Origin of the sequence: Pseudomonas sp. R28(2017) (assembly GCF_002112505.1) — a bacterium.
Taxonomy (GTDB): domain Bacteria; phylum Pseudomonadota; class Gammaproteobacteria; order Pseudomonadales; family Pseudomonadaceae; genus Aquipseudomonas.
Genome location: NZ_NEHW01000024.1, coordinates 41059 through 67017, shown reverse-complemented (window position 1 = coordinate 67017; position 25959 = coordinate 41059). Strand labels below are relative to the sequence as shown.

The following is a 25959-nucleotide window of genomic DNA, read 5'->3' as shown; positions in this document are numbered from 1 at the left end:
GAAGAGTCGGCGATGCTGCGGCGTCAGGCGCGCGGCCAGGTCCATGATCATTGCGTTGTCCTTGAATGCGAGAAGCGTTCGGAGGTTAGGGCAATGATCGAAGGGGCAGCAATGAACGGGGTGTTGAGGTTAAACAGGCGTTTGTAGGACCGGGAAACCGAGAAACTTCACGCTTTCCTACACAGTTTGCGAGCGCCCGGCGTTTGGAGAAGGGCGCCGGCTCAGCACTGGCGCTGCTTTGCGGTCGCTGCGCGGCCGACAAGGGCCTCACGCTCGAAACCGATGTCAAAAAGTGTCTGAATCAAGGGGTTACAAAATAGCCTGCATCCACGGAGCACTGGCAGTGCGCTGTTCACCCTGGATAAAAGTGGGCAGCCAGCGCACAGCAGGCGATCAATACATCAGAGCTTGATCAGCACCGACTTGAGCTCGGTGTAATGCTCAATAGCCGCAGCGCCCATCTCACGCCCGACACCGGACATCTTGTAGCCCCCGAACGGCAGCGCCGGGTCCAGCGCGCTGTGGCAGTTGACCCACACCGAACCCGATTTGATCCGCGGAATCATCCGGTGCACCGCCGCCAGGTCGTTTGACCAGATGCTCGCGCCCAGGCCATAGGGGTTGTCGTTGGCCATGCCGATCACTTCGTCGAGGTCGTCGAACGGCATCGCCACCAGCACCGGCCCGAAGATCTCTTCCTGCACCAGGCGATGGCGCTGGTCGACGTCGACGATCACCGTCGGCTTGACGAAGTAACCCGGGCCAAACCCTTCACCGCCACAGGCGATGGTCGCCCCCAGCTCACGGCCCAGCTCGATGTAGCCGGTGACCCGGTCCTGCTGCTTGGCCGAGATCAGCGGGCCCATCTGCACGGCCGGGTCCAGGCCGCTGCCGAGCTTCATGCCATTGGCGATACCGGCGATGTCGGCCACCACATTGTCGAAGTGCTTGCGGTGCACGTACAGGCGTGAACCCGCGCAGCACACCTGGCCCTGGTTGAAGAAGATCGCCGTGGCGGCGCCGGCGGCGGCTTCCTGCAGGTTGGCGTCAGGCATGACGATGGTCGGCGACTTGCCGCCGAGCTCCAGGGTGACACGGGTCATGTTGTCCATGGCCGCCTTGCCGATCAGCTTGCCCACCTCGGTGGAGCCGGTGAAGGTCAGCTTGTCCACGCCCGGGTGGCGGCTCAGCGCTGCGCCAGCGTTCAGGCCGGTGCCGGTGATCACGTTGAACACCCCGGCCGGGTAGCCAGCCTCGTCCACCAGCTCGGCCAGCTTGAGGGCGGTCAGCGGGGTTTCGTCGGCGGGCTTGAGCACCACCGTGCAGCCGGTGGCCAGGGCCGGGCCGAGCTTCCAGCAGGCCAGCAGCAGCGGGAAGTTCCAGGCAACGATGGCGCCGACCACCCCGACCGCTTCGCGACGCACGAAACCATGGAACTGGTCGTTGGGCATCAACGGCATGGACGCTTCGACGGTGCTACCCTCGATCTTGGTGGCCCAGCCGGCCATGTAGCGCAGAAAGTCGATGGCCAGCTGCACGTCCATGACCTTGGCCACGACGGCGCTCTTGCCGTTGTTCAGGCATTCCAGCTCGGCCAGTTGCTGCGCGTCGCGCTCCATCAGGTCGGCCAGGCGCCACAGCAGGTTCTGCCGCTCGCGCGGGCGCATGCGGCTCCACGGCGAGTCGTCGAAGGCCTGGCGTGCGGCACGCACCGCGCGGTCGACGTCTTCGGCCTCGGCGGCGGGCACTTCACCCAGCACCTCGCCAGTGGCCGGGTTGCGGAACGCCAGGGTGCGACCGCTGGCGGCGTCCTGCCAGTCGGCGCCGATACGCATCTTCAGCTTGCGCTCGAGAAAGGCGCGGGTGGCGGGCAGGATGGGCAGTTCGGAAAGCATGGGGCTGTGCCTCTTGTCATTGGATGTGACGGGCACTGGCGCAATGGCCGTGCCAAGGTTGCCCAATGGCCGCAAGGTGCTGAACTGATTGGGTTTTGCGAAGGTGCAAGGTTGGGATTGCAAGGCTGCGCTGTTGCACATTGAGACGGTGTGAGACGGTGGTGAAACAGTGGCTGTTGCGGCCTATTCGCGGGCGCGCCCGCTCCCACAGGGAATGCACAATGCCTGGGGCCGGTGCGATACCTGTAGGAGCGGGCATGCCCGCGAAGGCCTGCGCAGCAGGCCCCTGTCTCAGGATGAAACACCCTGTCGCGAAATGGCACGCTGCAATTGGCCATGCCTGCTGCTGGCCAAGGCCTGAAAACCGGCTAAAAGCTTGAAAGGAAACACTTTTACTGCACCTGGCACAGTTCCTGTATCACAACCTTCACATGCACACCTGCTGTCCCAAAGCGTGTGAAAACCATAAGAACAACAACCGTGGAGGTCTGACCTTGAAGACGACTCGACTCCGGCGGCATGCGGGCAAACTGGCGCTGGTCGCCGCCGCACTGCTGGGCACCCAGGCCATGGCGGCCGAGCAGGGCCCGAGCCTGTTGCAGAACAAGTGCATGGGGTGCCATATCCCCGAGGGCAACGATACCTACAGCCGCATCAGCCACCAGCGCAAGACACCGGAAGGCTGGCTGATGAGCATCGCCCGCATGCAGATCATGCATGGTCTGCAGATCAGCGACGACGACCGTCGCGCCCTGGTCAAGTACCTGGCCGACAAGCAGGGCCTGGCGCCCAGCGAGACCGATGGCGTGCGCTACGCCATGGAGCGCCGGCTCAACACCGTCGAGCACTTCGACACCCAGCTCAGCGAAACCTGTGGTCGTTGCCACTCCGGTGCCCGTGTCGCCCTGCAACGGCGCCCGGCGCAAGAGTGGGAGCACCTGATCAACTTCCACCTCGGCCAGTGGCCATCCCTGGAATACCAGGCCCAGGCGCGTGACCGCGACTGGCTGGAAATCGCCCTCAAGCAAGTGGTACCGGACCTGGCCAAGCGCTTCCCGCTGGAAAGCCCGGCCTGGGCCGAATGGCAGAAGGCCAAGCCGACCGCCGACGCGCTGCCGGGGCAGTGGGCGTTCAGCGGCCACATGCTGGCCAAGGGCGATGTGCGCGGGGTGATGACCGTCAGCGCCGACCAGGGCGATACCTTCAAGGTCGAGGTCAAGGGCAGCTACGCTGACGGCACGCCATTCAACGGCAGCGGCACGGCGATTCTCTACAACGGCTATGAATGGCGCGGCAACGTCAAGGTCGGCGACAGCAACCTGCGCCAGGTCTTTGCCGCGCTGGACGGCGAGATGAAGGGCCGCATGTTCGAGGCCGACCACGACGAGCGTGGCCTGGACTTCACCGCAGCCAAAGAGGGCAAGGCGCGCCTGCTCGCCGTACAACCGGCATTCATCAAGGCCGGTGGCGAAAGCGAGATCACCCTGGTTGGCACCGGCCTGGCCGGCAAGCCTGACCTGGGCGCCGGCGTGCAAGTGACCGAGGTGCTGGAACAGACCCCGACCCTGGTGCGTGTGAAGGCCCGCGCTGCGGCCGATGCCAAGCCTGGCCAGCGCGATGTTGCCGTGGGTGAGCTCAAGGGCGTCAACCTGGCGGTGTACGACAAGGTCGAGGAAGTGAAGGTGGTGCCGGCATTCTCCATCGCCCGTATCGGCGAGAACGGTGCCTCGGTGCCCAAGGTCCAGGGGCGTTTCGAAGCCGAAGCCTGGGGCAAGGACGCCAGTGGCCAGCCGCTGCGCATCGGCTACCTGCCGGCCAGCTGGAAAGTCGAGCCGTTCAACGAGCGTGCGGTCGAGGACGAAGACGTCAAGTTCGCCGGGCAGATGCAGGCCGACGGTGTGTTCGTACCTGGCGGCGCCGGCCCGAACCCGGCGCGCAAGATGATGACCAACAACGCCGGCAACCTGAAAGTCATCGCCACCTTGGCAGACGGCGGCCAGAGCGGTGAGGGCCACATGATCGTCACCGTCCAGCGCTGGAACAACCCGCCGCTGCCGTAAGGGCAGGGCGTAACGGGTTTTCCAACGGATCGATTATCGGGAGGTCGCCATGGGCGCGCTACTGAACCTGGTCGAACGCAACCTGCACGAAGTGCAGGTCGATGCCGACCGCATGCTGTTCCATATCCCCAGCAGTTCGCTGTTCACCGCCGACGCGGTGACCGGCGGCATCATCGACACCCTGCGCCAGCAAGGCTGCTCGGCCGAGGAGCTGATGCAGCGCCTTGGCCAGCAGTTTGCCGGCGATGAAATCCAGGGCACCCTGCGCGAGCTGATCGCGCTGGAGCTGGTCAGCGACGGCTCGCCGCTGACCCCGGAAATCGCCCTCAAGCAGGTCGAGCGCACGGCACTGAACACCGTGGTGCTCAACGTCAACACCGGCTGCAACCTCAGCTGCACCTACTGCTACAAGGAAGACCTGGACAAACCGTCCGCCGGCAAGAAGATGAGCACCGCCACCGCCGAAGCCTCGGTGGAGATGCTGCTCAAGGAATCACCCGACGAGGAACGCTACAGCGTGGTGTTCTTCGGTGGCGAGCCGCTGTCCAACCGGCCGCTGATCGAGCACATGGTCGCCTACTGCGAGCGGCGTTTCGCCGAAGCCGGCAAGCAGGTGGAGTTCATCATGACCACCAACGCGACCCTGCTGACCGAAGAGATCATCGACTGGCTCAACGCCCACCGCTTCGGCCTGTCGATCAGCATCGACGGCCCGAAGACCGTGCACGACCGCAACCGCATCACCGTGGGCGGGCAGGGCACCTATGACGTGGTGCGGCGCAAGGCCGACCTGCTGCTGTCGCGCTACACCAGCCGCCCGGTGGGTGCACGGGTCACCCTGACCCGCGGCATCACCGACGTCGAAACCATCTGGAACCATCTGTTCAACGAAATGGGCTTCGCCGAAGTCGGTTTTGCCCCGGTCACCTCCGGCGACATGGCCGATTTCAACCTCACCGGCGAAGAGCTGGTGCAGGTGTTCGCCAACATGAAGGCGCTGGGGCGCAAGTACCTGGAGGCGGCGCTGGAGCACCGCAACATCGGCTTCTCCAACCTGCACCAGCTGATCACCGACATCCACGAAGGCCACAAGAAGGCCCTGCCGTGCGGTGCCGGGCTGAAGATGTTGGCCGTGGACCACGAAGGCGAGCTGAACCTGTGCCACCGCTTCACCGGCTCCAGCCTGCCGACCTTCGGCAATGTGCACCAGGGCGTGAAGCAGGCGCAGCTCAACGACTTCCTGTCGCAGCGCCTGGACCGCAGCAACACCGGCTGCGACAGCTGCCGCATCCGCAACCTGTGCTCCGGCGGCTGCTACCACGAGAGCTACGCCCGCTACGGCGACCCACAGCACCCGACCTACCACTACTGCGAGTTGATGCGCGACTGGGTCGACTTCGGCATCGAAGTCTACAGCCGCATCATGGCCGCCAACCCGGCCTTCATCGACCGCTACATCACCCCGCGGAAGGCGCACTGACATGAAGCACTTGAAGCCCCTGAACAACAAGGCGCGCATCCTCGAACAGGCCGCCGCCGAAGACCGCGTCGCGGACGTCCTGGCCATGAGCGCGGTGGCCGGCTGCACCGCCACCACCGACCCAGGTTGGGAAGTGGACGCCTTTGGCGGCGTCAGCTCGCTGTGCCAGCCGATGGAGGCCGACCTGTACGGTTGCTCCGACCCGTGCTGGTGGCCGGCCCAGGTGCCGGACATGATGAGCACCTACCAGGACTGGAACGCCCAGGCGAACAATTCCCAGGAAGACTGGCGCAACCTCGGCACCGTGTTCCCTAAAGACAAGTGACCGGCCCAACAAGAATGACAAGGGGAAACCGCATGAAAGCTGGACGCTGCGCGCAACTCGCGCTGACCATCGCCGCCACGGCCTGCGCCTGGGCGGTACAGGCCGATGATGCCGGCCCGGCCCTCAAGGCTGGCCAGGAATACCTGATCACCACCAACTACCCGAACAACTTGCACGTCATCGACGTGGCCAGCGACACGCTGTACAAGAGCTGCCAGATGCCCGACAAGTTCGGCCCCGGCACCGCGATGATGGCGCCGGACAACCGCACCGCCTACGTGCTCAACAACCATTATGCCGACATCTACGGCATCGACCTGGACACCTGCAAGACCACCTTCCACGCCAACCTGTCCAGCGTACCCGGTGAAGTCGGCAAGTCGATGTACTCGTTCGCCTTGAGCCCCGATGGCAAAGAGGTATACGCCACGGTCAACCCGACCCAGCGCCTGAACGACCACTACGTGGTCAAGCCGCCGCGCCTGGAGGTATACAGCACCGCCGACGGCCTGGAGGCCAAGCCGGTGCGCACCTTCCCGATGCCGCGCCAGGTCTACCTGATGCGCGCTGCCGACGATGGCAGCCTGTTCTTCGTCGGGCCGGACATCTACAAGATGGACGTCAAGACCGGCAAGTACAGCGTGGCGCTGCCGCTGCGCAACTGGAACCGCGAGGGCTACAGCGCCCCCGATGTGCTGTACTTCTGGCCGCACCAGAGCCCGCGCCATGAGTTCTCGATGCTCTACACCATTGCCAAGTTCAAGGACGCCAAGCAGGACCCGAACGAGGCGCAGCCGCTGTACGGCTACCTGAGCATCGACCTCAAGACCGGCAAGGCCCACACCCAGGAGTTCGCCGACCTGACCGAGATCTACTTCACCGGCCTGCGCTCGCCCAAGGACCCGAACCAGATCTACGGCGTGCTCAACCGCCTGGCCAAGTACGACATCAAGCAGCGCAAGCTGATCAAGGCGGCTAACCTGGAGCACACCTACTACTGCGTGACCTTCGACAAGAAGGGCGACAAGCTGTACCTGGGCGGCACCTTCAACGACCTGGCGGTGTTCGACCCCGAGACGCTGGAGAAGGTGAAGAACATCAAGCTGCCGGGCGGTGACATGTCCACCACCACGCCGCAGGTGTTCGTCCGCTAACTCGGCGTGAGCTTCTTCGCGGGCAAGCCCGCTCCCACAAGCGCTGGTGGAGGGCCCTGTGGGAGCGGGCTTGCCCGCGAAGAGGTCAGTTCAAACAACACAAGAACAACAAGAGAGCGCCCATGCCCCAGCCAAGCTACTCCCAGGGCAACCCGACCAAGGCCCTGCTCAGCCAATGCATCGGCGATGCCTTCGACACCACCGTCGCCCGCTTCCCCGACCGCGAAGCACTGGTGGTCCGCCACCAGGCCCTGCGCTACACCTGGCAGCAACTGGCCGACGCCGTCGACCAGCATGCCCGCGCACTCATGGCCCTGGGCGTGCAACCCGGCGACCGCCTGGGCATCTGGGCACCCAATTGCGCCGAATGGTGCATCACCCAGTTCGCCAGCGCCAAGGTCGGCGCGATCCTGGTCAACATCAACCCGGCCTACCGCTCCAGCGAACTGGACTATGCCCTCGGCCAGTCCGGCTGCCGCTGGGTGATCTGCGCCGACGCCTTCAAGACCTCCGATTACCACGCCATGCTGTTGGGCCTGGTCCCGGGCCTGGCGAACGGTCAGCCCGGCGCCCTGGTCTGCGAGCGCTTCCCCGAGCTGCGCGGCGTGGTCAGCCTGGCGGTCTCACCACCGGCAGGCTTCCTCGCCTGGCATGACCTGCAAGCCCGTGCCGAGTCCGTCAGCCACGAGGCTCTGACCGAGCGCCAGGCACACCTGCGCTGCGACGACCCGATCAACATCCAGTACACCTCCGGCACCACTGGCTTCCCCAAGGGCGCCACGCTCAGCCACAGCAACATCCTCAACAACGGCTACATGGTCGGTGAAAGCCTGGGCCTGACCGAGCACGACCGCCTGGTGGTACCGGTGCCGCTGTACCACTGTTTCGGCATGGTCATGGCCAACCTGGGCTGCATGACCCACGGCAGCACGCTGATCTACCCCAATGATGCCTTCGACCCACTGGCAACCCTGCGCGCCGTGGCCGAGGAAAAGGCCACCGCGCTGTATGGCGTGCCGACCATGTTCATCGCCGAGCTGGACCACCCGCAGCGTGGCGAATTCGACCTGTCTAGCCTGCGCACCGGGATCATGGCCGGCGCCACCTGCCCGATCGAGGTGATGCGCCGGGTGATCGGCGAGATGCACATGGCCGAGGTGCAGATTGCCTACGGCATGACCGAGACCAGCCCGGTGTCGCTGCAGACCGGGCCCGACGATGACCTGGAGCGCCGGGTGACCAGCGTTGGCCGCACCCAGCCACGGCTGGAGAGCAAGGTGGTCGACGCCGACGGCAACACTGTGCCGCGTGGCGCGATCGGTGAGCTGTGTACACGTGGCTACAGCGTGATGCTGGGTTACTGGAACAACCCCAAGGCCACCGCCGAGAGCATCGATGGCGAAGGCTGGATGCACACCGGCGACCTGGCGGTGATGGACGAGCAGGGCTATGTGCGCATCGTTGGGCGCAGCAAGGACATGATCATTCGCGGCGGCGAGAACATCTACCCACGGGAGCTGGAGGAGTTCTTCTTCACCCACCCGGCGGTCGCCGATGTGCAGGTGATCGGCGTGCCGTGCAGCAAGTATGGCGAAGAGATCGTCGCCTGGGTGCGCCTGCATCCCGGGCATACCGCCAACGCGGACGAGCTGCGCGACTGGGCGAAGGCGCGGATCGCGCACTTCAAGGTGCCCAGGTACTTCCGCTTCGTCGACGAGTTCCCGATGACGGTGACCGGCAAGGTGCAGAAGTTCCGGATGCGTGAGATCAGTATCGAGGAACTGACGGCGCGATGATGTATCGCCTGTACCGGCCCTTTCGCGGGCAAGCCCGCTCCCACAGGATCTTTACAGGACCTGAAATGGGTGCAATCCCTGTGGGAGCGGGCTTGCCCGCGAAAGGGCCGGTACAGAGGGTGGAACATTCAGCCTTGTAGCAAATCGGGGCTATTGAAGTTGCTCAGCCGCGGATCATCCTCGGTACACTCAAACCCCTGCACAGCCTCCCGCAACAAGGCCTTCTGCAAGCTGCGCTCACCCGCCAGCCAGGCCTGCTCCAGCACCGGCAACACTCGCCGCGGCAAGACGCTGAACATAGGCTGCCAGAACCCGCCCTGGCGCACCATTGCGACACTGTCACCAGTCACGGCCAACTGCCGCAGGCTATCGATCAGTGCCTTGTCAACCAACGGCGCATCGCACGCCAGCAGCACCACCCATTCATGCCTGGCCACCTGCAGCCCGGCCATCACCCCGGCCAGCGGCCCGGGGAAGTCCGCCTCGGCATCGCCCACCTGTTGGTCAGCATAAGCGGCATACGCCTGCTGGTTGCGGTTGCAGGAAATCACCAAGTCATCACTGAGCGGCCGCACAGTGCGGTGGATATGCGCGACCAACGGCTCGCCGCGCCATTCCAGCAGGCCCTTGTCGCGCCCGCCCATGCGCTGGCCGCGGCCACCGGCGAGGATCAAAACGGAGCAGGGGGGCAGGGCATCAGGCATGAAAAAGGGTTCCGGGCAGTCAATGCCCGGAACCCTCTCATTCAACGCACGGCTTGTCCAGTCAGGCTTCGCTTGCCTGCGCCTGTTCGGCCTTGGTGCGGCCGCGCCCGGCCAGGCGCATCACCACCACGAAGAACACCGGCACGAACACCACCGCCAGCGTGGCGCTGAGCATCCCGCCAATGACCCCGGTGCCGATTGCCTGCTGGCTCGCCGAGCTTGCGCCAGTGGCGATGGCCAGCGGCACCACGCCGAGGATGAACGCCAGCGACGTCATGACGATCGGCCGCAGGCGCAGGCGGGCGGCCTGCACGGCGGCGTCGACAGCGTCCACGCCCTGGTCGACCAGGTGCTTGGCGAACTCGATGATCAAAATGGCGTTCTTCGCCGACAGGCCGATCAGGGTGATCAGGCCGACCTTGAAGAACACGTCGTTGGGCATGCCGCGCAAGGTCACCGCCAGCACCGCGCCGAGTACGCCGAGCGGTACCACCAGCAGTACCGCAGTCGGGATCGACCAGCTTTCATACAGCGCCGCCAGGCACAGGAATACCACCAGCAACGACAACGCCATCAGCAGCGGTGCCTGGCTGCCGGACAGCCGTTCCTGCAGCGACAGACCGGTCCATTCCAGGCCGGTACCGGCCGGCAGCTGGGCGACCAGGCGCTCGATCTCGGCCATGGCTTCACCCGAGCTGTAACCCGCCGCCGGCTCACCGGAAATCGACACCGCCGGGTAGCCGTTGTAACGGGTCAGCTGCACCGGGCCACTGACCCACCTGGCCTGGACGAAGGCACCCAGTGGCACCATCTTGCCGCTGCTGTTGCGCACGTGGATCTTCAGCAGGTCCTCGACCTGGCTGCGCTGGTCGCCCTCGGCCTGCACCACCACCCGCTGCATGCGGCCCTGGTTGGGGAAGTCGTTGACGTAGCTGGAGCCCACGGCGACGTCCAGCACCGAGCCGATGTCGGCGAACGACACGCCCAGGGCGTTGGCCTGGCGGCGGTCGATTTCCAGTTGCACCTGCGGGCTTTCCGCCAGCGAGGCTTCGCGCACGTTGGCCAGCACCTTGCTCTTCTGCGCGCCGGCCAGCAATTCGTCACGGGCAGCCATCAGTGCCTCATGGCCCATGCCGCCGCGGTCCTGCAGGCGCAACTCGAACCCGGTCGACTCACCCAGGCCGTCGATCGGGGGTGGCAGCACGGAGTAGGCCACGGCGTCCTTGAGCTGGGTGAAGGCCATCGAGGCGCGGTCGGCGATCGATTGCGCGCTGTCAGCGGCGCCGCGTTCGGACCAGTCCTTGAGCGTGGTGAAGGCCAGCGCGGCGTTCTGGCCACTGCCCGAGAAGCTGAAACCGAGGATCAGCGTGGTGTTGCCGACGCCCGGCTCTTCGGCGTTGTGCGCCTCGATCTGCGCGGCAACCTGCTCGGTGCGCATGCGGCTGGCGCCCGGTGGCAGCTGGATGTCGGTGATGGTGTAGCCCTGGTCTTCCGTGGGCAGGAACGCGGTGGGCAACTGGCTGAAGCCATAACCCAGCACGGCCAGCAGCACGCCATACAGCAGCAGGTAGCGGCCGCTGCGCTTGAGTGCCTGCAGCACCCAGCGCTGGTAACCATTGCTCATGCTGTCGAAACGGCGGTTGAACCAGCCGAAGAAGCCTTTGCGCTCGTGCTGTTCGCCCTTGGCCAGCGGCTTGAGCAGGGTGGCGCACAAGGCCGGGGTCAGGCTCAGGGCAAGGAACGCCGAGAACAGGATAGACACCGCCATCGACAGCGAGAACTGCTGGTAGATCACCCCCACCGAGCCTTTCATGAAGGCCATTGGCAGGAACACCGCCACCAGCACCAGGGTGATGCCGACGATGGCACCGCTGATCTGGCCCATGGCCTTGCGCGTGGCCTCCCTGGGCGGCAGGCCTTCTTCGGCCATGATCCGCTCGACGTTCTCCACCACCACGATGGCGTCGTCGACCAGGATGCCGATGGCCAGCACCATGCCGAACAGGGTCAGCACGTTCACCGAGAAGCCCATGGCCAGCATTACGGCGAAGGTGCCCATGAGCGCCACCGGCACCACCAGGGTCGGGATCAGCGTGTAGCGCAGGTTCTGCAGGAACAGGAACATCACCGCGAACACCAGCAGCATGGCTTCGAACAGGGTGTTGATGACCTGCTGGATCGACACCTTGACGAACGGCGAGGTGTCGTAGGGGATGTCGTACTTGACCCCTTCGGGGAAGTAGCGCGCCAGCTCCTGCATCTTCGCCCGCACCAGGGTGGCGGTTTCCATGGCGTTGGCCCCTGGTGCCAGCTGCACGCTGAAAGCGGTGGCCGGCTTGCCATTCAGGCGGGTGCCGTACTGGTATTCCTGGGCGCCGACCTCGACCCGGGCGACATCGCCGACGGTGACGCTGGAGCCATCCGGGTTGGCGCGCAGGACGATGGCGGCGAACTCCTCGGGCGTGCTCAGCTGGCCCCTGACCACCACGTTGGCGGTGATTTCCTGGGTGCCGCGGGCAGGCAGGTCGCCGATGCTGCCGGGGGCGACCTGGGCGTTCTGCGCTGCGATGGCCTCGGCCACGTCGTTGGGGGTGAGGTTGAAGCCGATCAGCTTGCGCGGGTCGATCCAGATGCGCATGGCGCGTTCGGAACCATACAGCTGTGCCTTGCCGACGCCCTTGAGGCGGCGGATTTCGTTCATCACGTTGCGCGCGAGGATGTCGGACAGCGCGGTTTCATCGAGGCTACCGTCCTCCGAGGTGAGGGTGCCGAGCAGCAGGAAGCCGGTGGACACCTTTTCTACCTGGAGGCCTTGCTGTGTGACCTGGCGCGGCAGGCGCGACTCGACCACCTTGAGGCGGTTCTGCACGTCGACCTGGGCCAGGTCGGGGTGAGTGCCGGGCTCGAAAGTGGCGGTGATGGTGGCGCTGCCCAGGCTGCTCTGCGACGAGAAGTACAGCAGGTTGTCGGCGCCGTTGAGCTCTTGCTCGATCAGGCTGACCACGCTTTCGTCCAGGGTGGCCGCCGAGGCGCCCGGGTACACGGCGTAGATTTCCACCTGCGGCGGCGCCACGTTGGGGTACTGCGCCACCGGCAGCTGGGGGATGGCCAGGGCGCCGGCCAGCAGGATGAACAGCGCGACCACCCAGGCGAAGATCGGGCGGTCGATGAAGAACTGCGGCATGGGTCAGGCCCTCACTGGCCGTTGTGCTGGACGATGGACTGAGCGGCGGGGTCGACCTGGACCTGGTCGCCCGCCTTGACGTGCTGCAGGCCTTCGACCACCACCCGCTCGCCGGGCGCCAGGCCGTCGCTGACCAGCCAGCGGTCACCCTGGGCGTTACCCAGCACCACCTGGCGTTCGCTGATGCGCGACTGAGCGTCGACCACCAGCACCTTCGGCACCCCGGCGCTGTCACGCAGGATGGCCCGCTGCGGCACGCTGAGCCCTTTGGGCTGCACGGCCTGCTCCAGGCGCACGCGCACGTAGCTGCCTGGCAACAGGTCGAGGTCCGGGTTGGGGAATTCGCTGCGCAGGGTGATCTGGTTGGTGCTGGGGTCGACGCTGATGTCCGAGAACAACAGCTTGCCCGGCAGCGGGTAGGCATTGCCATCGTCCTGGATCAAGGTGGCGCGGGCCTGGCCATCGCCGGCCTGCTGCAGTTCACCTGCGCGCAATGCCCGGCGCAGGGCGGTGAGTTCGCGGGTCGACTGGGTGACGTCGGCGTGGATCGGGTCGAGCTGCTGGATGGTCGCCAGCGGCGTGGTCTCGTTCTGCCCGACCAGGGCACCTTCGGTGACCAGGGCACGGCCGATGCGCCCGGAGATTGGTGCAGTGACCGTGGCATAGCCCAGGTTCAGGCGGGCGCGCTCCAGCGCCGCCTTGGCTTCGGCAACGGCAGCGTCAGCCTGGAGGAAGGCGGCGCGGGCGTTGTCGTATTCCTGGCGGCTGACCGCCTTGTCGTCGACCAGCTGGCGGTAGCGCTGCTCTTGCAGGCGCGCCTGGTACAGCGTGGCCTCGGCCTTGGCCAGGGTCGCGCGGGCGCTGTCGTGGTCGGCCTTGAACGGCGCCGGGTCGATGAGGAACAGCACATCGCCCTGTTTCACGTCGCTGCCTTCGCGATAGACGCGCTTGAGCACCACGCCGGCGACCCGGGCGCGCACTTCTGCCGTGCGCGGGGCCAGGATGCGCCCACTCAGTTCGGTACTGATGGCCAGGGGCTGCAGGTGCAGGGTTTCTACCCGCACCTGGGGCGTGGGTTGTTTTTCGTCCTGCTCGGCCGAGTCGTCGCAACCGGCCAGGGGCAGCGTGAGCAGCGCCACGAGCGCCAGGGGGCGCAGGTGCGGGGGGAGGGTAATAGGCATGCGGATCTTCCGATGATGACCCTGCGTATCCTAAGGCAACCGTTCCTCGGATGGCTGTTAACACCTGTAGGACCTGTGTGAAAAAGTGTTAAGAACAGTCCTGCGGGTTTGTAGGTTTCTATATTCTGCAGGTATCTGTGCCGGCCCCTTCGCGGGCAAGCCCGCTCCCACAGGTACAGCACCGCTTTCTGTGGGAGCGGGCTTGCCCGCGAAGGGCCGGTGAAGCCTCCTTCAATTTTTCCAGCAAACCCCTATGCCCAACATTCTTCTGGTCGAAGACGACAGTGCGCTGTCCGAGCTGATCGCCAGCTACCTGCAACGCAACGATTTCCACGTCCGGGTGATTGCCCGTGGCGACCATGTGCTGGACGCCTTCAGGCAGGACAACCCTGACCTGGTGATTCTCGACCTGATGCTCCCAGGCATCGATGGCCTGCAACTGTGCCGCTTGCTGCGCCAGGCGTCGCAGAGCCTGCCGATCCTGATGCTCACGGCCCGTGACGACAGCCACGACCAGGTGCTGGGCCTGGAAATGGGTGCCGACGACTACGTGACCAAACCCTGCGAGCCCCGGGTGCTGCTGGCTCGCGTGCGCACCTTGCTGCGCCGCAGCAGCGTCAACGAGCCGCGCCTGGACAACCACCAGATCCTCATCGGCGGCCTGCGCATCGACCTGGCCGAGCGCCTGGTCAGCTGGCGCGGCGAAGAGGTGGAACTGTCCAGCGGTGAATACAACCTGCTGGTGGTGCTGGCGCGCAACGCCGGCGAGGTGCTCAGCCGCGACCGCATCCTCCAGCAGTTGCGCGGTATCGAGTTCAACGGTACCGACCGCTCGGTGGACGTGGCCATTTCCAAGCTGCGCCGCAAGTTCGACGACAGTGCCGGCGAGGCGCGCAAGATCAAGACCGTGTGGGGCAAGGGTTACCTGTTCAGCCGTGTCGAGTGGGAGTGCTGACGTGCCATGCTGAAGATCCTGGTGCGCCTTTATCTGGTTATCATCGTTGCCTACGCCGGGGCGTTGCTGTTGATTCCGGACGCCATCGTCGGCCTGTTCCACGACCGCTTCATGGCCTACAACCTGGACCAGGCCAAGGGCGTGCAGTCGCTGATCGTGCGCCAGTTCCACCAGGCGCCACAGGCGCAGTGGCCGGCGGTGGAGCAGGACCTGGCCAAGGTCTTCGCGCCACTGGAGGTCAAGCTGCTGCGCAGCGAAAAGGCCGGCCTGAGCCCGCAGGAGAAAGCGCGTCTGGAGCACGGGCTGTATGCCGTGCGGATCGGCGACTGGGGCTATTACCAAACGGTGCTGGCCCCTCTGGACAAGGACTGGCTGGTCAGCCTGCATGCACCCCCGGACCCCCTGGACATCAACGTATTGTCCTGGGGCGTGACCGTGCTGATCGGTGCGGCGATGCTCGGTTGCCTGCTGCTCTGGGTGTGGCCGCACTGGCGCGACCTGGAGCGGCTGAAGGAAACCGCACGGCGCCTGGGCCAGGGGCACATGGCCGAGCGCACGCACATCTCTGCGCACTCGAACATCGGCGAACTGGCGGGCGTGTTCGACACCATGGCCAGTGACCTCGAACGCCACGTCAACCAGCAGCGCGAGCTGCTCAACGCGGTCTCCCACGAGCTGCGCACACCGTTGACAAGGCTGGACTTCGGCCTGGTGCTGCTGTTCGACGAGGTGCCACCGTCCAGCCGCAAGCGCCTGCTGGAGCTGGTCGGGCACGTGCGCGAGCTGGACGAGCTGGTGCTCGAGCTATTGTCGTACAGCCGCCTGTACAATGCCGACCAGGCCCGCGAGCGGGTCGAGGTGTCGTTGCTGGAACTGGTCGACAGCGTGCTCGGCGGCTTTGCCGAAGAACTCGACACCCGGGGCATCCAGTGGGAAGTTCAGGCCGAGGATAACTTGCCACGCTTTGTGCTGGACCCGCGGTTGACCGCCCGGGCGGTGCAGAACCTGGTGCGCAACGCCATGCGTTATTGCGATGAGAGCCTGTTGCTGAGGTTGCGCCTGGAGGCGGACGGTGCCTGCCTGTTGACGGTGGAGGATGACGGCATCGGGATTCCTGCCGAGGAACGTGAGCGGATCTTCCAGCCGTTCTATCGTCTGGACCGCAGCCGTGACCGCAATACCGGCGGTTTCGGTCTGGGCCTGGCGATCAGTCGCCGGGCGATCGAGGGGCAGGGGGGGGCTTTGACAGTCGGCCACTCGACCCTGGGAGGTGCATCGTTCAGGATTCGCTTGCCTGTGGTCTGACGGCGTTGGAAAGCAGGAACATTCATATAGGATAAGTTTCCTGAAACATGCAGATCTGAGAGTGGCACCCTGTAACTTTGCATAGGGTTTTTCAACTTTTATATTTGGATTTTTTTCATTGCCCCCAAATTGTTGGGCGGTAATATTTTGTCAATTTCCCATGACTGGACATGTAGGACTGCAAATGGAATCAATTCATTTCCAAGTTCTCTATGTGAGTCAGATCAAGATGTTAGATAACAACGTGGTAAGAAGTTGCAAAATTGACCCGGCGTTCGGTGACCAAGGCAAAGTGGAAATTGTATTTCCTGGTGGTGTGGAAAGTGGCGTGCATGGGCTGGCAATCAGTCAATCCAGGCTTATCGCGCTGGCCCAGTACCGGGATGCCGGTCAGCCTTATGTTGGGCTGGCGGGCCTGACGGCTGAAGGACAGCCGGATGCCAGCTTCGGTGACGGTGGCTTTGTCATGGCGGCCTTTGGCGCAGGTGTGAGCGCGGTGCCAGTGGAGGTAATTGCCTCTGCAGAGGATGGTTTCATCGTACTGGCCGAGGACCGCTCAAAGGCCGTGAGATATCCGCTCCTTGCGCGTTTCAAGCATGATGGTTCCCTGGACACATGTTTCGGTAACGGCGGTATTGTCAGGCTCGAACTGAAGGGACTGAGCGAATATGACGAACCGTATGGCCTTATCCAGCAGCGAAACGGCAAACTATTGATCGCTGTAACACGATTCGATGAGCAGGCACAAAGTTGTGGCTTGCTGGTGCGTGTCACGGCATGTGGCAACCTGGACGTTTGTTTCCATGAGGGTGGCGTGTGGCAATTACCGCTATGCGATGAACCCAACGTCTGGATGGAAGGTGTCACCGAGCTGGCTGATGGTCGAATCGTCGCCTGGGGTGCCACAGACGGTGAAGGCGTGCTGTTGCGCATGCGCCACGACGACATGCTTGATCCTGCTTTTGGTACAGGAGGGATCCTTCGGGTAACGGCCCCACGAGGCAAGAACAGGGTAGGCATCGAGTTTTATGACGTAATCGAACGTGGAGACGGTGGCTTGATCGTCAGCGGCTCGACCGATCGATTGCCCTACGCAGCTGTACAGGGGCACGTGACCGCCGATGGCCGGCTCGACCCAACCTTCAATGGTGGCGAGGTGCATCTGGCCCCGGTCGCCTCGGGCGCGCGCTGGGTGCACTGTCAGCCGGGGCGCGAAGGCGGTAGCGTGGCTGCCGGCTTGACGGGCATTCCCTACAACGCCAGGGAAACCGAATTCCTCGTAGGGCGGTTCCAGGCCAACGGCTTGCTCGATCCGACCTTCGGTGACGGCGGCCTCAAACGCACCAATATCGAGGCGGGTGCCGACGTGGCGCGTTGTGCGTTGGCCCCGGACCCACAACGTCTGATCCTGGGCGGTACCGCCAACACCGATCGCCGCGTGGGTAAGTCGTATCTGGTCTGCTACTTCGTCTAAGCGATCCAGGCATGATGCGCCATGCCTCTCGCTCATGGGGCCGGTTGCCACAGCACGAACCGGTCCTTGCCACTGTGCTTGGCCGCATACAGCGCCTGGTCCGCCCGGACCAGCGCTGCTGTCAAGGAATCGCCACGGTTGACCTGGGCCAGGCCGATACTGATGGTCACCGGGTGATCGGCATTGTCTTCCCGCACCCTGCTGCACAAGCCGCCAACCTGCTGCAAGGCGCGTTGCTCGTCCAGGCCGTCGAACAGAATCGCGAACTCCTCGCCACCCAGCCGGGCGTACTCGAAACCGTTCATGCTGGCGCGAATGTGCATGGCCACGCGCTTGAGCACTTCGTCGCCGACATCATGCCCGAAGCTATCATTGACCCGTTTGAAGTTGTCGATGTCGATCATCGCCAGATACTGCCCAGGCGTTGCCAGGTGCAGCTGGCGTTCAGCCTTGGCCATGAACGAGCGGCGGTTGGGGATCTCGGTCAGGGCATCGATGTATGCCTGTTCCAGCAATACTTTGGACAGGTAGAAGTTGTGCAGCTTGGCCTGGCGTATCTGCAGGTAGCTGTAGGTCACCAGGCCGCTGAGGAACAGGGCGTAGCTGATCAGCATGGCGCCTTCGAGTTCATCGGCTTCGATCCGGGTGTGGTAGAAGGGGCTGAGCATGACCCAGGTAATGGCCATGGCGCAGAAGAACGACCAGCGCCGCACGGGCAGAACCGAAACGGCATAGAGCACGGTCGACACGCCGAGCACCAGCCACACTGGCCGCAGAGGTTCGGGAATACCTTCGATGACCAGGCGCATGCCCAAGGTGATGGCGCAGATGAACAGCAGGTTGAGCACGTCGAAATGGTGGCTGCGGCGGGTGAAGCGCAGGATCACCGTGAGGCAGCCGAGCAGGGTGATGAACAGGTAGGACAGCCAGGTGAAACCCTGGCCGCCGAGGAAGCTGACGATCAGGTCGAAGACCAGCCAGATCAGGATGCTGACGCAGAACACCAGCATGCAGAACGGGCGCATGGCTTCGAATTCATGCTGGCGAAACTCGGCGCGCAGGGCGGCGGGGGCGACCTGCTTGCGTACGTGTTCTTCAATGGTCTTGAACATCGTGGCTCCTGTGAGTACTGCTTCGTCTGCACCGGCGCTTTCGCGGGCAAGCCCGCTCCCACAGGATCGCCACAGTTCTTGAAATCTGTGCAATCACTGTGGGAGCGGGCTTGCCCGCGAAAGGGCCGGTGCAGGTTGACTCAATTCTGTGGCAGAACACCCCGGGACCAAGGCCGGTAGCGCAGCGCAAACACTGCTTCGGCATGGCACCCCGCATTCAGCATCGGCTCCGCTGGCTCAGCCCGAAATGCCTGCCCCGGAGCACTCACCTGGCGGAACGCCTCGCGCACCACACCCACCCGGCACGGCAGCGCCTGTTCATAGCTCTGGCGCACCAGTGGCGGCAACCGCCCGGTCCCCGCGCCGTCCTGCCACCACACAGTCAAGCCCAACCCGGTCAGTTGATCCAGCCAGGCGCCATTGACCCGCGGCGCCAGCTTGCCAGCACTGAAAGCGCTGATATGAAGCGGTTTGTCCAACTGCCGGTTGAACGCCTGCAGCTGGCTGTACAACGCCTCGCGGCGACCGGCATCGCGAAAGTGCAGGTCGTCCAGTTCCATCGGCAGGTACCAGCCGGTAACGGGCAGCTGCCAGTCCCGGCGAACCTGCTGGTACTGGCTCAGCGAGCGGCCCAGTTGCGATTTCCAGTAATTGTTCAGGCCGTCACCGTCGAGTGCTTCGATGCGCTGGTAATAGGCTGGGTCCATGTAAAGTCCAAGTACCAGCTCCAGCCCTTGTGAGTGGGCTTCGCGCAGGCTGTTGGCCAGCCAGCCCTGGGCACCGCCGAAATCACTGTCGCCGTAGGCGCTCCATTGCACGATGAGGGTCTTGCCCCCTTGCGCCCGGGTGGCGCGCCAGAGTTGCTGCCATTGCGCCGGGGTCACCGTGGCATCGCGGTTCAGTGGCTGGTAGAACAGGCGCTGGTCGGCCACGGCCGGCAGGCACAAGGCGAGCATGCAGATTGCCAGGAGGGTACGCATCAGAAGGTCATCTCCGCGCCAACCAGCACGCCATTGGCGCTCTTGTAGAGGTTGCCACCCAGCGACTGCTGGTATTCGGCGCGCACTTTCAGCGAGCCGCGGTGGGCGTTGTAGCGGTCGTCGTCGAACCACCATTGCCAACGCACGCCGACTCCGGCGCGAGCATCCTGGCGCCAGTCGTTGCTCGGGTCCTGGCTGGAAAACTCGAAGAAGCCATAAGGCATGACGGTCTGCGGCGAGTTGCCGGGCAGTTTCCAGGCATGGCCCTGCTGGTAGCGCGACAGCCAGGCGTGGTCGCCGGCGCGGGTCCACCAGGCGGCATCGAGGTAGAGGAAGCGCTCGTTCCAGTCGTCTTCGTCGACCCGCCAGTCGTTGCGCCAGTCGCCCTGGTCGAGGAACGAGGCGGTGGCGCGCAGCAGCAGGTCGTTGCTCGATTCGCCATGGTGGCGCAAGTCGCCCCAGTTGCCGCCGACCTTGGCCGGGCTCAGCAGTTCGCCGAGGCTCAGGCCGCTGTAGTGGTCGTCATCGATCTGCCGTTGGTGGTACAGCTCGGCATACAGGTTGAGGTTGGCCTGGCCGAGCGGCTTGTAGCGCAGGCCGACGCCGGTGCCCATGCTTTGCGCATAATCGGTGCGGCTCTGGCCGCCGAACAGGACCCGGCCGTAGACCGACAGGGTACTGCCATTGCGGCTGGGTTCCTCGCCCAGGGCGTGGTCCCACATGGCCAGCTGCACATTCTGCGATTGCGCCCGACGCGAGGTGCCGCTGCGCTGGCCGTTATCGAGGAACTTGTCGTTGGTCGAGGTGCCGGCGGGCGACCAGGTGCTGGCCAGGGTGATGGTGTCGCGCCGTGACAGGGTTTCGTGCGCGCGGCGCTGGCGGTACTTGCGGGCTTCGAGGCTGCCGTATTCGTCGTCGCCATCGACCAGGTTCTCTTCCACGTCGATCACCCGGCGCAGTTCGCGGCGTGCGGCGGCGCTGTTTTCGGCTTCGTCGTAGCGCAGGGCGAGGGTCTCGCCCAGGCGATAGTCCTCGGGGAAATCGTGGGTGGCGCGTTCCAGATAAGGGATCGACTGGCGGCGCTGGGCCACGTCCTGCGAGCCGGCCAGGCGCATGCCGTAATCGGCACGATAGCGCGGCTGGTCGGGTGCCAGGCGCACGGCTTCGGCCAGCCAGGCGGTGCTCTGTGCGCTGTCGCCGGCCAGTTGCGCGGTGCTGGCCGCCGCGTAGTAGTGGTCGGCCCGCGGGTTGTGCGCCAGGGCCTGGCGCTGGAAGCCCAGCGCCGCTTGCAGGTCGCCCTGGCGTTGAGCGATGGCGGCACCCAGTGCCCAGTCATCGGCGCTGTTGTGTGCGGCGGCGTCCCAGTAGCGGCGGGCGGCGTCGGCATCGCCGGCATTCAAGGCGCCGCGTGCGGCGGTCAGGCGGGCGTTATCGTTCCAGGCGCTGGCCGGCAGGCTGCGCCAGATCGGCTGGGCGGCTTCGGAGTCGCCAGCGGCTTCCAGCGCGTAGGCCAGGGGCAGGCGGTTGCCACGGTCACCCAGGCGTTCGGCGGCCTGGTAATACACCACCGCTTCACCCGGTTGATCGGGCATGGCGCAGCGGCCCAGGGCGCGGTACTGGCCGGCTTCGGTCGGGTTCGCCGGGATGGCCCGGCGCACGGCGTCGCACTGGCCGTTTTCTGCCAGGCGGCCGAGCAACTGGGCGCGGGTATTGGCGTCGACCCTGGGGATCAGCCCGAGCATGCGCTGGCTGTTCAATGGGCCATCGTTGCGTGCATAGAGATTGCCCAGGCGCTGCAGCAGCGAGGGCGGCAGGCGCCCTTGGTGACGGTCATAGGCCGGCTCCAGCAGGGTGCGGGCGCGCTCGCTCTGGCCTTGCTGCAGCAAGAGGAATGTCGCTTGTTCCAACGCTGCCAGGTCGCCGCTCTGGCGGTAGTGTCTTTCCCATTCGGCGGCAGTGCGAGGTTGTGGCGGCTGCACCGGGTCGCCATACAGGCGCTGCTTGAGCACGGCATAAGCACGTGGGTCTGCACTGGCAGGGCAGCCCTTGAACTGTTCGCGGGCGACGTCCGGGTCGCGCCGTGACAACCAATCGACGGTTTCCAGGCAAGGCCGCTGCAGTTCGTTGCTCAGGCGCCGTACCAGCGGCGCGTCATCGCCCTCACGAGCCAGCTCCCACAGCTGCTGGCGTTGCTCAGGTTGCTGCAACTGCTCGGTGGGCAATTTTTCCAGCCAGCGCTGCGCCAGTTGGTTGTGACCGACGGCGATGGCCCGATTGGCCATGGCCAGGCGAGTCTGGTTGGCCACTTCAGGTGAGGGGGCGCTTTGCAGCAGTTTATCCAGGCCCTTTTCGTCGATTTGCTGGACATAGGCATTGGCCAGGCGCTGCCAGTCTTCTGGCGGCAGTTGGCGCTTGTCGGCCAGCGGCTGAAGTTGCTCGATGGTTTCCTTCCAGTTGCGCAGCTGCTCGGCGAAGTTGGCCCGGGCCAGGCGCAACACCTGGCCATCATCACGAGGCGGCAGCTGGTTCAGCCATTCCAGGGCTTTGCCGGCGCCGCCGAACTTGGCCAGGCTCAGGCTGTAGGCCTGCCACAAGCGCACCCGTCGGGTACCGTCGGCACTGGCCAGCCAACCTTCCACCTGGCTGGCCGGTGGCGGGTCCTGCTCGATCCAGGTCAGGCGCAGTTCCAGCAGGGCATTGGCGTATTCGGGGCCATTGCCCAGTTGTTCGGCCATGGCTTCGGCGTCCTTGTAGCGGCGCTGGTGGGCCAGGGCCTCGACCAACAGCGCACGGGCTTCATCGTTGTTCGGCACGCGGCTGAGCACATGGCGGGTCAGGCGTTCGACTTCGGCCCAGTTGTCCTTCTTCGCTTCGCGGTAGCTGCGCTCCATGAACGGGTAACTGGTGAACCGTTGGAATTCGGTCATCGGCGCTGCCTGGGTGGCCAGCGCGGTGGAGCACAGCAACAGGCCGGAAAGGGTGAGGGACAGACGCGGCTTCATGCCACCTCCCGGGTCAGGTCAAAGGCAGCCTGCTGTTCGCTGGCCTGTTCGGCGAGGGCCTGTTGCAGAACCTCCTCGGTAATGATGCCGCGGGCGATCAGGTGCTCGCCGAGGCTCTGCTGCTCGGGGTCGAAATCGATCAGTGCCTGGTTGAACAGGGTGGCCGGGACCATGCCGCGTACCTGCAGCAGCGCACCGAGCATGACCTGGTGCTGGCTGACCCGCTCGAGCAGATCGGCATCATCCTGGTGCCGTTCCAGTACGGTGAGCATGTCGTGGGTTTCGGGCGTCTGCCAAGGGCTCGGGTAGTGATAACGCAGGCCCAGCGTAACGCGGCCCTGGGGCGCCAGGCGGCAGCTTACCGGGCGTTTCAACTGGCGGCTGATGACCCCCAGTGACACCTGGCTGACCGGGCTTTCGCTGGCCAGGATCAGGGTATTGCCGTTTTCGGCGACCGGCAGCACGCCATAGTGCGTGGCCAGCCGGCGCGGCAGCAGGGTGATCAGGTGCGGGTCGAGCTTGAACGGGTTGAGCGGTGCCCAGGGCAGGTCCAGCTGCTCGGCCAGCGTTTCTACAAGCTGCTCGCTGTTCAGCCAGCCCCGCAGCAGCAATTCGCGGCCCAGGCGGCGGCGCACCGGGCTGGTGATCGCTTGCTCCAGCTGTTCCTCGGTGATGTAGCCTTTTTCCACCAACCGGTGGCCCAGTGGCGTGCGCGCCGGCGAGGCGAGGGCGGGGAACTCGTGGGTGGTCTTGTCCCACGCCACCCGCCGCGAATCGCCCATCTCCATGACCTGGCGCAGGGCACGCAGGTTGGCGAAGAAGTTGACGAAGTTGCTCCACATCATCCGTGGCGCCGACAGCAGGCCCTCGAAGATGCCGTAGTAGCGGGTGACGAACCAGCCGCGCTGGAACAGGCGGTTGACCAGCATCAGGCCGTTGAGCCAGAGCAGGGTGGTGAGCAGCTGGCTGTCGCTGAGGATCGACATGAAACGCCAGGAATCCGGGGCGATCACGGTCACCAGCCACATGGCCAGCAACACCAGCAGCAACAGGTTGACCAGGAAGCTCAACAGGTAGGCGAACAGGCCCCGGCGGTCGCGCCAGAGGAAGTAGTTGAGCGCGCCGGTACGGCTCCAGCCGAGGTTGCTGGTGCCCTGGAAGACGATGCCGACGATCCACCGCGACTTCTGCCGGATGGCGTGCTGCCAGTCGCGCGGGAAGTGCTCACGCACGCAGATCACCTGGGCGAACTCACGGCTCATGCCCGGTACCCACTCGTGCTTGAGGGCCAGCGCCGGGTCGCTGATGGAGTAGCGGGCGAAGATGCACTTCATGCCCTTCTGCTTCAGGCGAAAACCGATGTCGTAGTCTTCGGTGAGGCTCTGCACGTCGAAGGCGATGCCATCACCGTCTTCGAGCAGGGCGCTGATGGCGCGGCGGCTGAAGCAGGTGCCGACACCGGCGCTGGGCACCTGGCCGGTCAGCGCTTCGCGCACGATCACGTCCTTGCCGTGGTTCTCGGCGAACTCGTCGACGTAGTGCCCGGCGGTGAAGCCTTTCCATTCCGGCGCGTAGGGGTACACCGGGATCTGGATCATGTCCTTGTTCGGCAGCAGGTAGTTGAACAGGCGCAGCTCCATGGGCGAGATCACGTCTTCGGCGTCATGCAGGATGAACCCGGCGAACTCGATGCGGGCATCGTCCTGGAAGCGCAGGATGGCATCGATGATGTTGTTCAGGCAGTCGGCCTTGCTGGTCGGGCCGGGGCGCGCACAGACCACCTTGTGCACGTTCGGGTAGTGCAGGCACACGGCGTCGACGTCGGCCTGGGTCTGCGGGTCGTTGGGGTAGGTGCCGACGAAGATCTGGTAGTTCTCGTAGTCGATGGTCGAAGCCGCCAGGCGCGCCATTTCGCCGACCACACCGACCTCGTTCCAGGCCGGGACCATGATCGCCAGGGGTTTTTCCGGTACGTCGAACAGGCGTTTCTCGTCGGCCTTTTCGTGCTTGTCGTAGATGCGGAAACGGCGGATCAGCTTGCGGCTCCAGTAGCACAGGTCGATGAACAGGTCGTCGAGGCCGAGCAGGAACATCAGCGAGGCGAGGATGATCGCGAGGATTTTCAGGCCGAACAGCACGTAGGTGAGGAAGTCGATGAAGGCCAGGCTCATGCGTCGTCTCGCTTGGCGGCGGTTTCCTCGAGCCATCGGCTCAGGCGTGCGGCGATGATTTCGCTGGCATGCCCGTCACCGAAGGGGGTGAAGACCCTTGCCATGCGCTGATACGCCTCGGGGTCGTCGAGCAGCTGGCTGGTTTCCCTGACGATACGTTCGGTCAGCGTGCCTACCAGTTTCACCGTGCCGCCTTCCAGCACCGAAGGGCGTTCGGTGACCTTGCGCAGCACCAGCACCGGTTTGCCCAGCGCCGGGGCTTCTTCCTGGACGCCGCCGGAGTCGGTGAGAATGATGTGGGCGCGGTTCATCAGCCAGACGAAGTGCTGGTAGTCCTGGGGCGCCACCAGGTGAATGTTGCCGCGCCCGGACAGCAGGCCGTAGACCGCCTTCTGCACCTGCGGGTTGAGGTGCACCGGGTAGACGAATTGCACATCGGGGTAGCGCAGGGCCAGTTCGGCCAGGGCCACGCAGATACGCTCGAAGCCTGCGCCGAAGTTCTCCCGGCGATGGCCGGTGACCAGCACCATGCGCTGGTCGTCCTGCAGCGCGTGCAGCGGCGAATCGGCGGCGGGGTGCCATGCCGTTTGCGTGAGGTATTCGCGCATCCACAGCAGCGCGTCGATCACGGTGTTGCCGGTGACCTCGATCTGCTCCAGGGGCACGCCTTCGCGCAGCAGGTTGTCGCGGGCCTTGGTGGTGGGGGCGAAGTGCAGGTCTGCAATCACTCCGGTCAGGCGCCGGTTGGCTTCCTCCGGCCAGGGTTGCTGCAGGTTGCCTGTCCGCAGCCCGGCTTCGACATGGCCGATGGGAATGTGCCGGTGGAACGCCGCGAGGCTGGCGATGAAGCTGGTGGTGGTGTCGCCATGGACCAGCACGATATCGGGCTTGACCTGCCCATAGGCCTGGTCGAGCTTGCCCAGCAGGTCGCGGGCCAGGCCGTTGAGGGTCTGGTTCTGGGTCATCACCTTGAGGTCCTGGTCGACGCTCAGGCCGAAGGCGGTGAGTACCTGTTCGAGCATTTCGCGGTGCTGCCCGGTGGAGCAGATGTGCAGATCGACCTCGGGCCATTCGCGCAGGACGCGGGCCAGCGGGGCCATCTTGATCGCTTCGGGGCGGGTACCGAAAACCATCATGACGGAGTTCGCCATAGTCTTGTTCCTCGTTCGATTCCCTGGACG

Annotated in this window: 17 protein-coding genes; 8 read left to right on the top strand and 9 right to left on the bottom strand. The window is 64.9% G+C overall.

The genetic code is table 11. The features are described from left to right. Positions 1 to 401: 401 nt before the first annotated feature. Positions 402 to 1895, bottom strand: a complete 1494-nt coding sequence (locus tag CAF78_RS26685; RefSeq protein WP_085679711.1) for an aldehyde dehydrogenase — start codon at positions 1893 to 1895, stop codon at positions 402 to 404. Between the two features lie 494 nt (positions 1896 to 2389). On the opposite strand from CAF78_RS26685, the gene peaA reads away from it, so the two are divergent. From peaA to CAF78_RS26660, 5 genes are all read left to right on the top strand, one after another. Beyond that, positions 2390 to 3955 carry a quinohemoprotein amine dehydrogenase subunit alpha gene (gene peaA / locus CAF78_RS26680; RefSeq protein WP_085679714.1) on the top strand — a complete coding sequence of 522 codons (1566 nt, stop codon included), beginning with the start codon at positions 2390 to 2392 and terminating at the stop codon, positions 3953 to 3955. Between the two features lie 49 nt (positions 3956 to 4004). Further along, entirely contained in the window at positions 4005 to 5435 is a 1431-nt protein-coding gene (gene peaB, locus CAF78_RS26675) for a quinohemoprotein amine dehydrogenase maturation protein (protein WP_085679717.1), read from the top strand. A gap of 1 nt (position 5436) precedes the next feature. Then, complete coding sequence (gene qhpC / locus CAF78_RS26670) at positions 5437 to 5760, top strand: quinohemoprotein amine dehydrogenase subunit gamma (RefSeq protein WP_085679720.1); 324 nt, start codon at positions 5437 to 5439, stop codon at positions 5758 to 5760. A gap of 32 nt (positions 5761 to 5792) precedes the next feature. Then, positions 5793 to 6914: a quinohemoprotein amine dehydrogenase subunit beta gene (gene peaD, locus CAF78_RS26665; RefSeq protein WP_085679723.1), complete on the top strand. Its 1122-nt coding sequence runs from the start codon at positions 5793 to 5795 to the stop codon at positions 6912 to 6914. Positions 6915 to 7036: 122 nt separating this feature from the next. After that, on the top strand, positions 7037 to 8710 hold the full coding sequence (locus CAF78_RS26660) for a fatty acid CoA ligase family protein (protein ID WP_085679726.1): 1674 nt from the start codon (positions 7037 to 7039) through the stop codon (positions 8708 to 8710). A gap of 128 nt (positions 8711 to 8838) precedes the next feature. Here CAF78_RS26660 and mobA read toward each other — a convergent pair whose 3' ends face one another. The 3 genes from mobA to CAF78_RS26645 form a co-directional block, all read right to left on the bottom strand. Beyond that, entirely contained in the window at positions 8839 to 9414 is a 576-nt protein-coding gene (gene mobA / locus CAF78_RS26655) for a molybdenum cofactor guanylyltransferase MobA (protein WP_085679729.1), read from the bottom strand. Between the two features lie 61 nt (positions 9415 to 9475). Next, positions 9476 to 12598 carry an efflux RND transporter permease subunit gene (locus CAF78_RS26650; RefSeq protein ID WP_085679732.1) on the bottom strand — a complete coding sequence of 1041 codons (3123 nt, stop codon included), beginning with the start codon at positions 12596 to 12598 and terminating at the stop codon, positions 9476 to 9478. Between the two features lie 11 nt (positions 12599 to 12609). Then, positions 12610 to 13779, bottom strand: coding sequence for an efflux RND transporter periplasmic adaptor subunit (locus tag CAF78_RS26645; RefSeq protein ID WP_085679735.1), 1170 nt, complete (start codon positions 13777 to 13779; stop codon positions 12610 to 12612). Positions 13780 to 14032: 253 nt separating this feature from the next. Here CAF78_RS26645 and CAF78_RS26640 point away from each other — a divergent pair, with 253 nt between their 5' ends. From CAF78_RS26640 to CAF78_RS26630, 3 genes are all read left to right on the top strand, one after another. Further along, positions 14033 to 14734, top strand: a complete 702-nt coding sequence (locus CAF78_RS26640; protein ID WP_085679738.1) for a response regulator transcription factor — start codon at positions 14033 to 14035, stop codon at positions 14732 to 14734. 6 nt (positions 14735 to 14740) lie between these two features. Further along, complete coding sequence (locus CAF78_RS26635; protein WP_085679741.1) at positions 14741 to 16039, top strand: ATP-binding protein; 1299 nt, start codon at positions 14741 to 14743, stop codon at positions 16037 to 16039. 184 nt (positions 16040 to 16223) lie between these two features. Next, on the top strand, positions 16224 to 17513 hold the full coding sequence (locus CAF78_RS26630) for a hypothetical protein (RefSeq protein ID WP_158090055.1): 1290 nt from the start codon (positions 16224 to 16226) through the stop codon (positions 17511 to 17513). 32 nt (positions 17514 to 17545) lie between these two features. On the opposite strand, the gene CAF78_RS26625 is transcribed toward CAF78_RS26630, so the two are convergent. From CAF78_RS26625 to wecB, 5 genes are all read right to left on the bottom strand, one after another. Then, entirely contained in the window at positions 17546 to 18625 is a 1080-nt protein-coding gene (locus CAF78_RS26625) for a diguanylate cyclase (RefSeq protein ID WP_085679749.1), read from the bottom strand. A 140-nt stretch (positions 18626 to 18765) separates the two neighbouring features. Continuing rightward, on the bottom strand, positions 18766 to 19605 hold the full coding sequence (locus CAF78_RS26620) for a DUF4434 family protein (RefSeq protein ID WP_085679752.1): 840 nt from the start codon (positions 19603 to 19605) through the stop codon (positions 18766 to 18768). Beyond that, positions 19605 to 22607: a phage receptor gene (locus CAF78_RS26615; protein ID WP_085679754.1), complete on the bottom strand. Its 3003-nt coding sequence runs from the start codon at positions 22605 to 22607 to the stop codon at positions 19605 to 19607. Before CAF78_RS26615 ends, CAF78_RS26620 begins: the two co-directional genes overlap by 1 nt. Then, positions 22604 to 24778: a cyclic di-3',5'-guanylate-activated glycosyltransferase NrfB gene (gene nrfB, locus CAF78_RS26610; protein ID WP_085679757.1), complete on the bottom strand. Its 2175-nt coding sequence runs from the start codon at positions 24776 to 24778 to the stop codon at positions 22604 to 22606. Before nrfB ends, CAF78_RS26615 begins: the two co-directional genes overlap by 4 nt. Continuing rightward, positions 24775 to 25929, bottom strand: a complete 1155-nt coding sequence (gene wecB, locus CAF78_RS26605) for a non-hydrolyzing UDP-N-acetylglucosamine 2-epimerase (protein ID WP_085679760.1) — start codon at positions 25927 to 25929, stop codon at positions 24775 to 24777. The genes nrfB and wecB overlap by 4 nt, the downstream gene beginning before the upstream one ends. Between the last annotated feature and the right edge of the window lie 30 nt (positions 25930 to 25959).